This is a genomic window from Isoptericola sp. NPDC057391, from assembly GCF_042668085.1.
Taxonomy (GTDB): Bacteria; Actinomycetota; Actinomycetes; order Actinomycetales; family Cellulomonadaceae; genus Isoptericola.
In genome coordinates this window covers 39,926-52,103 of record NZ_JBHVBO010000010.1, presented here as the reverse complement: position 1 = coordinate 52,103, position 12,178 = coordinate 39,926, and the positions used below count along the sequence as shown (strand labels likewise).

The following is a 12,178-nucleotide window of genomic DNA, read 5'->3' as shown; positions in this document are numbered from 1 at the left end:
GCCCTCACCAGCTCCGCCCCGAGGCGGGCGAGCTCCGCACGGACCTCCGGCGGCCCGACGACGTCGGCCTGCGCGCCCCAGCCGGCCAGGTGCCGCGCCACGTCCAGCGGCGTGGGCGCGGCGACGCGCACCGTGACCCGGCCGCGGGCCACGGCGCCCGGGCCGTCGTCGGGGCCGTCGTCGGGGCCGTCGTCGGGGCCGTCGTCGATGACCGTGTGCCGCCCGAACTGCGCGCGCAGCACGTCGACGTGCTCGGCGGCCACGCGCACGGTGGCCCACGTCGCGGACCTCTTCACCTCGACCTCACCGACGACGCGGTCCCACTCGGCCTGCAGGTCGACGTCGGCGGGGACGACGGCGGGCTCGTCGGTGACGTCCAGCGCACCGATGCGGTCGACGCGGAACGTCCGCGGGCCGTGGTCCGTGCCGGCGATCAGGTACCAGACGCCGTCCTTGTCGACGAGGCCCCAGGGGTCGAGGACGCGCCGCGAGGGCCGCCCCGTCGCGCCCGTGTAGGCGATCCGCACGCGTCGCCGCTCCACGACGGCGCGCTGCAGCGCGTCGACCTGCGGCGGGCGGGCGTGCGCGGCCGCGCTCCAGCCCTCGCGGTCCACAACCACGGCCGCGGCGGCCGCCTCCGCCTCGGCCCGGAAGGTGGCGGGCAGCGCCCGGACGAGCTTGCGCAGCGCCGCCCGCGCGTGGTCGGACGACGCCGCCCCCGGGCCGGCGAGCAGGAACAGCGCCCGCGCCTCGGGCGCCGTGAGGCCGCTGAGGTCCGTGCGCGACCCGCCGAGCAGCGACCAGCCGCCGCCGCGGCCCGGCTGCGGGTAGACCGGCACACCCGCGGCCGACAGCGCCTCGAGGTCCCGGCGGGCGGTCGCCACCGAGACCTCGAGCGCGTCGGCGAGCTCCGCCGCCGTCACCCGCGGGCGCGACTGCAGGTGGAGCAGCACCTGGATGAGACGGTCGGCGCGCATGCTCCGACACTGCCACGAAAAGTCGTCAGCAGGTGAGCACTTTGCGGGGAAGAGTGGTGCTCACGAGGCCGCAGGGCCTCACCACCGACCGACGCACCGACCACGAGCACGGGAGCCGACATGCTGCGCGGACTGACCACCATCACCTACCTGGCCGACGACGTCGCGGCCGCCCGCGACTGGTACGCCGAGGTGCTCGGCACCGACGCGTACTTCGCGCGCGAGGCGGACGGCGCGATCGCCTACACGGAGTTCCGGATCGGCGACTACCAGCACGAGCTGGGGATCATGGACCGACGCTTCGCTCCCCCGCAGCCCGCCGGCGCCGGGGGCGCCGTCGCCCACTGGGCGGTCGACGACGTCCACGGCGCCTTCGCGCGGCTGCTCGAGCTCGGCGCCACCGCGTACCAGGAGCCGATCGAGCGCGGCCCCGGCTTCGTGACCGCAGCCGTCGTCGACCCGTTCGGCAACGTGCTCGGCGTCATGGAGAACGCGCACTACCGCGAGGTGCTCGCCTCCCTCACGTCCTGACCCGGGCGCCCGACGTCGTCGAGCGAGACGAGCCTGTTCCAGGTCGCGACCCAGTCGCGGCCGAACGCCTTCGCCACCTCGCCGCGCGGTGAGAACGTCAGCGTCGCCAGGTCGAGGCCCGCGGCCTCGACGGACGCGGGCTTGCTGAGGTTCGTGTTGATCCGGTCGCTCCAGGTGTCGAGCCGGTAGGTGGCGTCGGGATCGGCGAACGAGCTCTGGCCGAACTCGTACTCCCCGCCCCCGATGATCACCGACCGGTCCAGGACGTTGCGCGCCGGCACGTAGAGCGAGTCCGGATTCTCCCAGACGGTGGCGCGGTCGCAGCCGTTCGTGGCGTCGGGCGCGTAGTCCGCGGCCCGACAGTCCACGCCGGTCGCGGCGACCCGGGGCACGTACCAGTCGTCGATCTCGGGAACGAGGATCTTCGTGCCGTCGGAGTAGCGCGCCTTCCCGTCCGTGTAGTGCTCGTGCCAGCGCGCGACGTCCTCGGGCGTGGCGCTGTACTTCTCCCCCTCGCGGACGTCGAGGAAGGCGTTGAACCGGCTCTGCACCACCCAGCCGTTCGCGACCGGCAGGCCGCGCTCGCCGTTGCGGTGGTAGAGCTGGTCGTGGCCGGTGCGGTCGACGTCGACGAACACGTTGTCCGTGGCGGTGTTGCTGTGCCCCGACTGGAAGAACACCCCGGAGTGCGCGTCCTTCACCACGTTGTGGTGGAACCGCATGCCCGAGACGCCGTCGTCCATGTAGAAGGCGTCGTTCGAGCCGCCGATCCGCTCGAAGAAGTTGTACGCGACCTCGTTGCCCAGGTACGTGTAGTCGCGCCCCGTGTAGACCACGCCCTGGTCGCCCGCGTTCGTCACGAGGTCGGCGAAGTAGTTGCCGTTGACCTTCATGTCGTTGCCCATGATCTGCACGGCCATGTGGGGCGCGTCGTGGACGTAGTTCTTCTCGAACGAGTTCCCCACGCCGTACAGGTAGCCGGCCGGCGTGTAGGTCGCGAGCTGGGAGAAGCGGGCGATCTCGTTGTTCCGCGCCACGTTGTTCCCGCGCTCCAGGGTGCTGCGGTCGCCGCCGCCGAGTAGGACGCCTCCCCCGCCCAGGTCGTGCAGGTACGAGTTGCGCACCACGTTGTCGTGCCCGCCGCGCACCGTCTCGTAGTCCGGCAGCGCGGTGATCGACTCGGTGGTCTCGCCGATCCGGACGGCGTCCATACTGACGTTCGAGATCTCCACGTCGTCGATCAGCGTCCTCTCGGCGTCGAGCAGCTGGACGCCGCTGACCAGCGAGTCGGACAGGCTCAGGCCGCGGATCGTCACCCCGGTGGTGCCCTCGAGGCGGAAGAGGTTGTCGTCGAAGGCGCGCAGGGTGATCTGCTTGCCGGCGACGGCGTCGCCGGCGGGCTTGAAGTACAGGACGTCGTTGTCGTCGTAGCGGTCGATGTAGTACTCCCCCTCCGCGTCCAGCTCGGAGAGCACGTTGACCGCCTTGACCTTGGTGTAGTCGTCACGCGGCCAGTACATCGACGGGTACTTCGCGTACATCGTGGTGCCGCTCCAGGACAGCATCCGCACCATGTCGTTCGCGTAGTTGTTGCCGAGGTAGCCCGACAGCCAGCCCTCGGTCTCGTAGCGGGTGTTGTCGATGTCGTCTATCCACGCCGGGTCCGCCTGGACCGGGACGTCGGCGTACTCGCCGAACCCGCGCGTGCCACGGTCCTCGATCGTCGGCACGGCCTCGGGCGCCCACCTCTGGTACCGGTCGCCGTCGAGCAGGCGACCACCCACCTCGTACAGCGGCGGCGTCATCGCCCGCATCTCGTCCTGCGACCACGTGTCGCGCTGGGCCGGGTCGTCGAGCTGCTGCTTCTTGTCCTCGAACTGCGCCCGCGGCGTCGTGCCGCTCACGGCCCAGTCGTTCTCCTCGCCGAACCGGTCCACCAGGTCCGGCTGCGTGAGGTCGCCCTGCCCGTCGACCTTCCACTTGGCGCCGTTGCCGTACAGGTAGCAGCCGTCGTCGGCGCCGGTGCAGCCGTCGCCGTTGGGGTACTCGGCGAGCGTCTGGGTCTCGCCGTCCACCACGAGCTCGGGCGCGAACGGCTGGGGCAGCCAGTTGAACCCGTTCTTGTAGAGGGTGCCCGGGTCGACGCCGGCCGCCCCCAGGTCGTACACCCACACGCCGTCGCGCAGCTCCGGGGTGTCGAGGCGGGCGTTCGACGACAGCGCCGGGGCGGCCAGCTCCTGCGCGTCGAGCTCGGACAGCCGCTGCCAGCCGTCCGCCGGCAGCTCGTGCGCCCCGGTCACGCGGACGTCCTCGCCCCCGTACGCCCGGTACGTGACCCACGAGTTCGCCTTGCCCTCGAGGTCGATCGCGTCGTCGAGCACGTACTCGCCGCCGCGGATCTCGACCGTGCCCGGCCGGGCCGCGCTGGTGCGGCCGGCGAGCGCGTCGCGCCCGGCCTCGATCGTGCGCAGCGGCGCGTCCTTCGTCCCCGCGGCGGTGTCGTCGCCGTCCGGCGCGACGTAGACGACGGGCCCCCGGCCCGCCGCGGAGCCGAGCGGGGCCGCGACCGCGCCTCCCGCCGTCGTCGCCACCATCGCGGCGGCAGCCGCCGCGGCGGCCAGTCCTCTGAGCGTCCTGCCAGCATGCATGCGAGATCCCCAATGATCAGACATATGACATGTTCATAGTGGCGGACGGTCGCCCGAGCCCGCAAGAGGAGCAGGGCGTCGGACGGCGGGTGTAGACACGGGGGGACACCGACGTCGCCCGTGAGGAGGCCCGTGATGACGCCCGCCCCTGTACCACCCCCGAGCTCCGGCTCGGCGCCGGACGACGACATGGAGCTCGCGCGCCGCGTCCTCGAGGACGGCCGCTACCTGGTCCTCGCGTCGGCCGACCACGACGGGAACCCGTGGCCCACCCCGGTCTGGTTCGCCCGCGAGGGCCGCGAGCTCGTGTGGGTCTCCCGCCTCGGCACGCGCCACTCGACGAACGTCGCGTCCCGCCCCTCGGTGGGGATCGTGGTCTTCGAGACGCCCGTGCCCGTCGGCGGGCGACCGCGCGCGGTGTACGCCGAGGCCACGGCGGGCGAGGTGCCGGACGCCGACCGCGAGCGCTGCCTCGCGATTTTCGACCGCCGCTCCCGCGCTGAGGGACTCGGCCCCTGGACGCTCGACCGCGTCGTCGCGCCCGCCGACCTGCGCCTCTACCACGCCGTCGTGTCGCGGTTCTTCGTGCTCGAGCCCGACCGCGACGTGCGCCGCGAGGTCGACCTCGGCCTCTAGCCCGCGTCGCTCAGGCGGTCAGCACGAGCACCGCGAGCGCGACCGCGAGGATCACGTCGAGCACGGCGCAGAACTCCGCGAGCGACCGGGCGACGACCCGGCCGGTGCGGTGGTGGTAGACGTCCCAGACGGCGTGCCCGAGCAGCCCGCCGGCGACGACGAGCCCACCCGCGGTGGCGTCCATCCGGACGGCGGCCAGGGCGGCGGCCCCCAGGACGAGCATCGCGGCGGCCTGGAGCGGGAGGGCCCACGACGGGCGCCCGCGCCCGGCCGCGAGGCCGACGACCGCCAGCACCACGGCCAGGCCGATCATCCACGGCGTCGGGTCGAGGTCGGCGACCTTGGCGACGCCGATGAGCACGAAGGTCACGCCGAACGCGGCCCAGGCCGCGCCCGGGCGGCCGAGCGCGGCGGCCGCGAGGTAGACGAAGCCGGAGGCCGCCAGCACGGGGGCGACGTCGCGCGCGTCCGCGAGCCCGTACGCCGTCGCGGCGGCCACGAGCACCCCGAGCGCGGCGGGCCACACCCTGCCGAACATCGAACGCCGGGCGGTCGGAGCCGTCGACGTGCCTGACACCTGGTCCTGGGTCATGGTCTTCTCGCTCTCGTACGTGCGAACCGCGTGAGGTGAACCGCTGACGATCGAGCCCGATAAACTGTACACACCTGTTCGAGTTAGTGGAAGGGCTGACGACGATGGCGCACACCACGACGCCGGCGGGCCCGACCGGCCTCCGGCCCGCGACGGCGGGTGACGCGGACGCCGTCGCGCGGATCTGGCGCGAGGGTTGGGCGGACGCGCACCTGGGACACGTGCCCGACGCGCTCGCGGCAGCCCGCACCCCGGCGTCGTTCCGGGAGCGCGCCCTCGAGCGCGCGGCGGACACGACCGTCGCGGTGCGCGGGGACGACGTCGTCGGGTTCGTCATGGTCGCCGAGGACGAGGTGGACCAGCTCTACGTCGACCGCGCCGCCCGCGGCGGCGACGTCGGCGGCGCGCTGCTGCGCCGGGCGGAGCAAGACGTCCGGGCGGCCGGGCACCCGCGGGCCTGGCTCGCCGTGGCGACAGGGAACGCGCCGGGCCGCCGCTTCTACGCGCGGCAGGGGTGGGTCGACGAGGGGCGGTTCGCGCACCGGGCGCCCGTGCCGGGCGGCACCGTCGAGGTGGACTGCCACCGCTTCACGAGCCCGGACCGCTAACCTGGACACCCCTGTACAACCTTGGAGGAACCCGTGCCCACGACGCCGGCGCAGACGACCGACGGGACGACCGGGCCCGCGACCGACGGCGGGCGCACCAAGCGCGCCGACGCCGTCCGCAACGTCGAGGCGATCGTGGCCGCGGCCACCCGCGTGCTGGCGACGGACCCCGACGCGAGCATCAACGAGATCGCCAAGGCCGCGGGCGTCGGGCGGGTCACCCTCTACGGGCACTTCGACTCGCGGGCCACGCTCGTGCGCGAGGTCGTGGACCGCGCCATCGCGCAGACCGACGAGGCGCTCGCGCGCGTGGACCTCGACGGCGACCCCCGGGAGGCCCTCGGCCGCCTGCTCGAGGCGACCTGGCACCTGACCCACCGGTTCGGGGCGGTGGTCGTCGCCGGGTCACAGGTGCTGCCGCCCGAGGAGATGAGCCGCGCGCACGAGGGGCCGACGCAGCGGGTCCGCGGCCTGCTCGAGCGCGGTCGCGCGGCCGGCGAGCTCCGCGGCGACATGCCCGTGGACTGGCAGGTCAGCGTGATCCAGGCGATCCTCCACGGCGCCTCCGTCGCGGTGCACCGGGGCGAGATCACCGCCGACGCGGCCCCCGCACTCGTCCGCGACACGACCCTCGCCGCCCTGACCGCCTGACGCCGCCCGGAAGTCACCCGCGCGACCCTCTTGTCGAACACGCCTGTTCGAGTTAATTTACTCGAACAGGCATGTTCGACTTATCCGTGCTCGACTCATCGAGGGACCGTGCCATGACCCCGTCAGAGAAGCCCGCTCCGGAGAAGACCGTCCCGGGGAAGGCCGACTCCGAGAAGACCTCCGAGGACCGGACCGCCGCGCCCGACCCGCGGCGCTGGCGCGTCCTCGCGCTGCTCGGCGTCGCCCAGCTGATGCTCATCGTCGACGTCACCGTCGTCGCGATCGCGCTCCCCGAGATGGGCGCCGATCTCGGCCTCGACCGCTCCGGCCTGACCTGGGTGGCGAGCGTGTACGCCCTGGTCTTCGGGGGGCTCATGCTGCTCGGCGGCAAGGCGGCCGACGTCCTCGGGCCGCGCCGCGTCGTGCTCGCCGGCCTCGCCCTGTTCACCCTCGCCTCGCTGCTCGCCGGGCTGGCGAGGTCCCCGGAGCTGCTGCTCGCCGCCCGCGGCCTGCAGGGCGCGGGCGCGGCGGCGATGTCGCCCGCCGCGCTGTCCGTCATCGTGCGCACGTTCAGCGGGCCCGAGCTGTCGCGCGCCCTCGGCGTGTGGTCCGCGCTCGGCGGGGCGGGCGCCGCCGTCGGCGTGCTGGTGGGCGGCGTCCTCACGTCGGGGCCGGGCTGGCCGTGGGTGTTCTACGTGAACGTGCCCGTCGGTGCGCTGCTGCTCCTGGCGCTGTTCCGCTGGGTGCGGCCGTGGCCCGGGTCGGGCGGGCGGCTCGACGTGCTCGGCGCCGCGCTCGCCACCGGCGCGACCGCCGCCGTCGTGTACGGGCTGGTCGCCGCAGGCGATGACGGCTGGCTCGGCGCGCCGACCCTGGTCGCCCTGCTCGTCGGCGTCGTCGGGTACGTGCTGCTCGCCCGCCACCTGCGTGCGTCCGCCGCGCCCCTCGTGGACCCGGCCCTGCTCGTCCGGCGGCCGGTGCTGCGCGGGCTCGGGCTCATCTTCGTCGCGACGGCCCTGATGATCTCCGTGTTCTTCCTCGGCTCGTTCACGCTGCAGCAGCTGCACGGCTTCAGCCCGCTGGACACGGGGCTGACGTTCCTGCCGGTCGCGGTCGGCACCATCCTCGGGTCGAGCGTCGCGGGCCGCGTGCTCCCCCGGCTCGGCGTGCGCGTCGTGTCCGTGGTCGGGCTGCTCGTGGCCGCCGTCGGCCTGGCCGCGGCCGCCGGCATCTTCTCGATGACGGTGCTCGTGGTGGGCATCACCGTCGCCGGGTTCGGTGTGGGCGCAGTGTTCGTCGCCGCCGCGGGGAGCCTGTTCTCCGCGGCGGGGCCGCACGAGGCGGGCGTCGCGTCCGGTGCGCTCAGCACGTTCCACGAGTTCGGCGCCGCGACCGGCGTCTCGGCCGTGTCCAGCGTCGCCGCCGCGGCCCTGGTGGACCCGGGGTTCGAGACCTTCGCCGCCGGGTACTGGTTCGCTGCCGCCGTCGCCCTGGCGGCCGCGCTCGCGTCCCTCGCGCCGGCCCGCACCGCCTCGTGAGCTCCGGGAAGTCCTGCATCGCCCGGCCGGCCCGTCACCGTCCGGCGCGCTCGGCCAGCTCCTGCAGGAACGTCGGGATCCGGCCGGTGCCGAAGTCGTAGTAGCGGGCCCAGGTCGGCACGACGGTGATGCGCGCCATCCGGTCGTAGAGCGCGCGGCAGGCCTCCTCGAACCGCGCGAGCTCCTCGCCCGCCATGCCCTTGCCGGCGGCGGCGAGGTACTCCGGCACCAGTCCGTCGACGACCGTGATCTCCGCACGGCCACGCACGGACAGCGACCGCGCACCCGACGGCGAGTCGCCGTTCGCGAGGGACAGGGCCACGTCCGGCCGGGCGCGGAGCGCGGCGACCTTGGGCGCCGTCTCGGCCGTGGAGATCACCAGCTCCCGGCCGGTCCACCAGAACCCCGCCGGCACGACCCGCGGCGTGCCGTCCTGCGCGGTGTAGGCGAGATGGAGGGCCGACGGCGCGTCGAGCAGCTCCCTCGCGTCGGCCAGCTCGCGGTCGATGTCCTGCTGCTTCATCGCGTGCGTCCCTCCGTCGGTCGCGGCGCCGGTCGCCGCCCACCCCGGGGACGGAGCGGGCCGCGCGTCCTCGACATCGGCGTGCTCCCGCCATCGAACCCCGGCACCGGCTCCCCCGCCCGGCGTGGCACCGAGCGGCGGGGTGCCCTGCGGGTACACCCCTCCCCAGGGACTCCCCCGCCCGCCGCCCGTGGCGTTGACTGGACCCGAGCCGGCGCCGCACGGGCGCCGACCGCCACGTGGGAGGAACGACATGACGACGCTCGCCATCATCGGCGCCGGCCCCGGGCTGGGCCTCGCCGTCGCACGACGCTTCGGCCGCGAGGGCTTCTCCGTCGCGCTCGTCGCGCGGGACGCCGCGAAGCTGGACCGGCTGGCGGCCGGGCTGCGCGACGACGGGGTCACCGCCGCCGGGTACGTCGCCGACGCCCGCGACCGCGCGGCGCTGACGGACGCCCTGGACCGCGCGGCCGCCGAGCTCGGCCCCGTCGAGGTGCTGCAGTACAGCCCGGTGCCCGCGCGCGAGTTCATGAAGCCGACGCTCGAGACCACCGCCGACGACCTCGTCGGCCCGCTCGAGATGTCCGTGCTCGGCCCCGCGGCCGCCGTCCAGCACGTGCTGCCCGGCATGCGCGAGCTGGGCCGCGGCACCGTCCTGTTCCCCAACGGCGGCAGCGCCGTCCGGCCCCGCGACGCCGTCACCGGCACGTCCGTCGCCTTCGCCGCCGAGAGCGCCTACGCCCGGCTGCTGCACGACGCGCTCGAGCCGGAGGGCATCCACGTCGCGCAGCTGATCATCCCGCTCGGCATCGGCGGCGGGGAGCCCGACCACGACCCCGACGCGCTCGCCCAGCGGCTCTGGGAGCTGCACGTCGAGCGCGGCGAGTTCCGCACCTTCGTGCGGCCGCTGGACTGAGGCCGCACCTGCCCGAGGGCCCTCAGCCGGCCGTCGCGACGCCGTCGTCCGGGAAGGCCGTGGTGACCAGCGGGTCCGAGTGCATGTGCACGATCCGCCAGCCGCCCGGGCGGAGCCGGTAGACCTTGGTGACACGGCGCTCGCGGACCTCCGGCTCCCCGGTCGCGGACCGGGAGTGGATCTCCTCCACGTGCACGGTCCAGGCGGTGTCCCCGTGGACGTGCTCGTCGAGCTGGTCGAGCCGCCGGTAGACCCCGTTGCCGTAGGTGACGGCCACGGCGGCGAGGCGGTCGCGCACCTCGTCCCAGTCGCGCGCGACTCCGCCGAACGCGCCGAGCAGCGAGACGTCCGGGGCGTGGTCCCACAGCTGCTGGAAGGGGCGCGGGTCCCCGGCGACCAGCGCGGCCAGGGCGGTGCGCTGCGCCGCCTGGAAGTCGGCCCACGTCGACACCATCGTCCTGACCTCTCCGGGTGAGCGGTGCGGGCCGCGGCGTGGTCGGCGGCGGCCTCGGGCGCCTCCACGTCACCACACCGGCGGCGGTCGTTCAACCTCTGCTGCCGAGCGGCGACGGATCGGCGGCGAGCCGGTCGCTCAGGGCTCCGAGCCAGCGGACGAAGACGGCGGTCGCCACGGCGTCGGGGAGCAGCCGCGCCTGTCGGGGCCGGTACTGGTTGGCCCGTTCGCGCATCGCCACGCGGGAGGCGAGGCGCGCCCTGCGTGCGCGACGACGCTCGTAGCCGCGCAGCGCGGCCGGCACGTCCTGGGCGGAGTCCAGCGCCCGCGCGAGGACCCAGGCGTCCTCGAGCGCCTGGTTCGCTCCTTGACCCGCGGTGGGCGGCATGAGGTGCGCCGCGTCCCCGAGCAGCGTGACCCGTCCGCGCCCCCACTCGCGAGCGACGTCGTGACCGTAGTGGGGGTAGAAGCCGATGGTGGCCTCGTCGACCCGGTCGAGCAGTCCGGGCACGGGTGCTGCCCACCGCCCGAAGCGGTCCGCCAGGTCCGCGACGACCGAGCGCGGCCGCGGCTCGTCCGGGCGCCAGGGGTGATCGAACCACCACTGGACCTGGCGGTCACCCGCGTCGAACATACCGACGAGGCCTTCGGGGCCCACGACGAACAGCCCCGTGCCGGTGATCTCCGCGTCGGGCCGCGCCGTCAGCATCCCCTGCCAGGTGACCCAGCCCGTGGCCCGTGGCTCCGCCGGTCCGTGAAGGGCACGCCGCACCACCGACCGGCCGCCGTCGGCACCCACCACGACGTCCGCGGTCCGCGTGGAGCCGTCCTCGAGGGTGACGACCGCGCTGTCGCCGTCCTGGGAGACGGCGACGGCCTTCTTCCCGTACTCGACCGCGCCGTCCGGCAGCCGCCCCGCGAGCCGCCGGACCACGTCGAGGCGCCGCACGCAGAGCTGCGGGGTGCCGAACCGGCGCGTCGCGGCGCCGACCCGGATGCGGCCCAGACGCCGACCGTCCCAGCCGCGGTTCTCGAGGACCTCGAGCTGCGTCCCGAGCCCGTCGAACGAGAGGCCGAGGTCCTGGAGCACCGCCGTCCCGCCGCTCCAGAGGATGAACGCCGCGCCGGTCTCCCGCGGTGCCTCCGCCCGCTCGACGACCTCGACCTGGTGACCGCGGTCGATCAGCGCCCCGGCCGCCGCCAGGCCGCCCACTCCTGCGCCCACCACCAGGACTCGCACCGCGGCTCCCTCCGGCATGGTCCCCCCACTCCCGGATCGTCCGTCCGCCGCTCCGCGCACGCAGCGCCCGACGCCGGTTTCACCCGGCGGACCGCTCGGAGCGGGCGTGACCTGCACCGACGGGATTTCCACAGACGCCCGGGCAATCAAATGACGATCTGCTCTACAGTGACCGCGACGTCACCGCCGCCAGGGAGCCCCGTCATGACCCGCAGCCGGGCCATTCTCGCCGCCACCTCCATCGCCGCTGCCGCCGTGCTCCTCGTCGCCGGCTGCGACGGCGACCCGCCCGCCACGCCGTCGCCCGAACCCACCGCGACCAGCGCCAGCCCCGAGAGCTCACCGTCCCCGAGCTCCAGCGCCGTCGTCGTCGCGCCCGAGCGGCCCAAGGAGATGGACGACGACGGCCCCGCCGGCGCCGAAGCCGCGGCCGTGTACTTCCTCGAGCTCGACGACTACATCATGAAGACGGGCGACACGGCGGAATGGGAGGCAATGTCTAGCAAGAGTTGTGAGCACTGCGAAGCGCGCCTCGACCAGGCACGGCAAATCGCGGAGCGCGGTGATGTCTTCTCTGGCGGCGAGCGGACAGTGAGCGTCCTGCATACGTACGAGCAAGACGCGGCCACGGGCATCTGGCCCCTCGACGTACGAGTCAACGAGAAGCGTTCGAAGATCACCGATTCTGGCGGGTCCATCCTCTTGAGCAACGAGGCTCAGTCGAAGGATCGCCGCGTGGAGATCGGCCGCAAGGATGGGCGCTGGGTGATTATCGGCGTAGGCGACATTCCGGAGTAGCGACATGCACCGAACACTGATCGCCGCTGCCATTGCTCTAACTGTGACGCTCAGCGTGAACGGCCA

General features: G+C 74.2%; 13 protein-coding genes. 7 read left to right on the top strand and 6 right to left on the bottom strand.

All coding sequences use genetic code 11. The features are described 5' to 3' along the window. On the bottom strand, positions 1–977 hold a 977-nt coding region (locus ACFUVW_RS03015), incomplete at its 3' end, for a helix-turn-helix transcriptional regulator (protein WP_430569868.1). A 120-nt stretch (positions 978–1,097) separates the two neighbouring features. Between ACFUVW_RS03015 and ACFUVW_RS03010 the strand changes: the two genes are divergently transcribed. Beyond that, entirely contained in the window at positions 1,098–1,508 is a 411-nt protein-coding gene (locus tag ACFUVW_RS03010; RefSeq protein WP_430569867.1) for a VOC family protein, read from the top strand. Here ACFUVW_RS03010 and ACFUVW_RS03005 read toward each other — a convergent pair. Then, positions 1,475–4,156, bottom strand: coding sequence for a right-handed parallel beta-helix repeat-containing protein (locus tag ACFUVW_RS03005; RefSeq protein ID WP_430569866.1), 2,682 nt, complete (start codon positions 4,154–4,156; stop codon positions 1,475–1,477). The genes ACFUVW_RS03010 and ACFUVW_RS03005 overlap by 34 nt on opposite strands. A gap of 135 nt (positions 4,157–4,291) precedes the next feature. Here ACFUVW_RS03005 and ACFUVW_RS03000 point away from each other — a divergent pair, with 135 nt between their 5' ends. After that, a complete protein-coding gene (locus ACFUVW_RS03000; RefSeq protein WP_430569865.1) occupies positions 4,292–4,792 on the top strand; it encodes a pyridoxamine 5'-phosphate oxidase family protein in 501 nt (166 codons plus the stop codon). A 10-nt stretch (positions 4,793–4,802) separates the two neighbouring features. On the opposite strand, the gene ACFUVW_RS02995 is transcribed toward ACFUVW_RS03000, so the two are convergent. After that, on the bottom strand, positions 4,803–5,384 hold the full coding sequence (locus ACFUVW_RS02995) for a hypothetical protein (RefSeq protein WP_430569864.1): 582 nt from the start codon (positions 5,382–5,384) through the stop codon (positions 4,803–4,805). A 104-nt stretch (positions 5,385–5,488) separates the two neighbouring features. On the opposite strand from ACFUVW_RS02995, the gene ACFUVW_RS02990 reads away from it, so the two are divergent. The 3 genes from ACFUVW_RS02990 (at position 5,489) to ACFUVW_RS02980 (ending at position 8,181) form a co-directional block, all read left to right on the top strand. Then, a complete protein-coding gene (locus ACFUVW_RS02990) occupies positions 5,489–5,992 on the top strand; it encodes a GNAT family N-acetyltransferase (RefSeq protein ID WP_430569863.1) in 504 nt (167 codons plus the stop codon). A 33-nt stretch (positions 5,993–6,025) separates the two neighbouring features. Continuing rightward, on the top strand, positions 6,026–6,643 hold the full coding sequence (locus ACFUVW_RS02985; protein WP_430569862.1) for a TetR/AcrR family transcriptional regulator: 618 nt from the start codon (positions 6,026–6,028) through the stop codon (positions 6,641–6,643). Between the two features lie 113 nt (positions 6,644–6,756). After that, on the top strand, positions 6,757–8,181 hold the full coding sequence (locus ACFUVW_RS02980) for an MFS transporter (RefSeq protein WP_430569861.1): 1,425 nt from the start codon (positions 6,757–6,759) through the stop codon (positions 8,179–8,181). 34 nt (positions 8,182–8,215) lie between these two features. Here ACFUVW_RS02980 and ACFUVW_RS02975 read toward each other — a convergent pair whose 3' ends face one another. Beyond that, positions 8,216–8,704, bottom strand: a complete 489-nt coding sequence (locus ACFUVW_RS02975) for a pyridoxamine 5'-phosphate oxidase family protein (RefSeq protein WP_430569860.1) — start codon at positions 8,702–8,704, stop codon at positions 8,216–8,218. A gap of 253 nt (positions 8,705–8,957) precedes the next feature. Between ACFUVW_RS02975 and ACFUVW_RS02970 the strand changes: the two genes are divergently transcribed. Next, positions 8,958–9,620, top strand: coding sequence for an SDR family NAD(P)-dependent oxidoreductase (locus tag ACFUVW_RS02970; protein WP_430569859.1), 663 nt, complete (start codon positions 8,958–8,960; stop codon positions 9,618–9,620). Positions 9,621–9,642: 22 nt separating this feature from the next. Here the strand turns inward: ACFUVW_RS02970 and ACFUVW_RS02965 are convergent, their stop codons facing one another. Together ACFUVW_RS02965 and ACFUVW_RS02960 are read right to left on the bottom strand one after the other, a co-directional pair. After that, on the bottom strand, positions 9,643–10,074 hold the full coding sequence (locus tag ACFUVW_RS02965; RefSeq protein ID WP_430569858.1) for a YybH family protein: 432 nt from the start codon (positions 10,072–10,074) through the stop codon (positions 9,643–9,645). 91 nt (positions 10,075–10,165) lie between these two features. Further along, positions 10,166–11,314 carry an FAD-dependent oxidoreductase gene (locus ACFUVW_RS02960; RefSeq protein ID WP_430569857.1) on the bottom strand — a complete coding sequence of 383 codons (1,149 nt, stop codon included), beginning with the start codon at positions 11,312–11,314 and terminating at the stop codon, positions 10,166–10,168. A 204-nt stretch (positions 11,315–11,518) separates the two neighbouring features. Between ACFUVW_RS02960 and ACFUVW_RS02955 the strand changes: the two genes are divergently transcribed. Then, a complete protein-coding gene (locus ACFUVW_RS02955) occupies positions 11,519–12,112 on the top strand; it encodes a DUF6318 family protein (protein ID WP_430569856.1) in 594 nt (197 codons plus the stop codon). Positions 12,113–12,178: the final 66 nt, after the last annotated feature.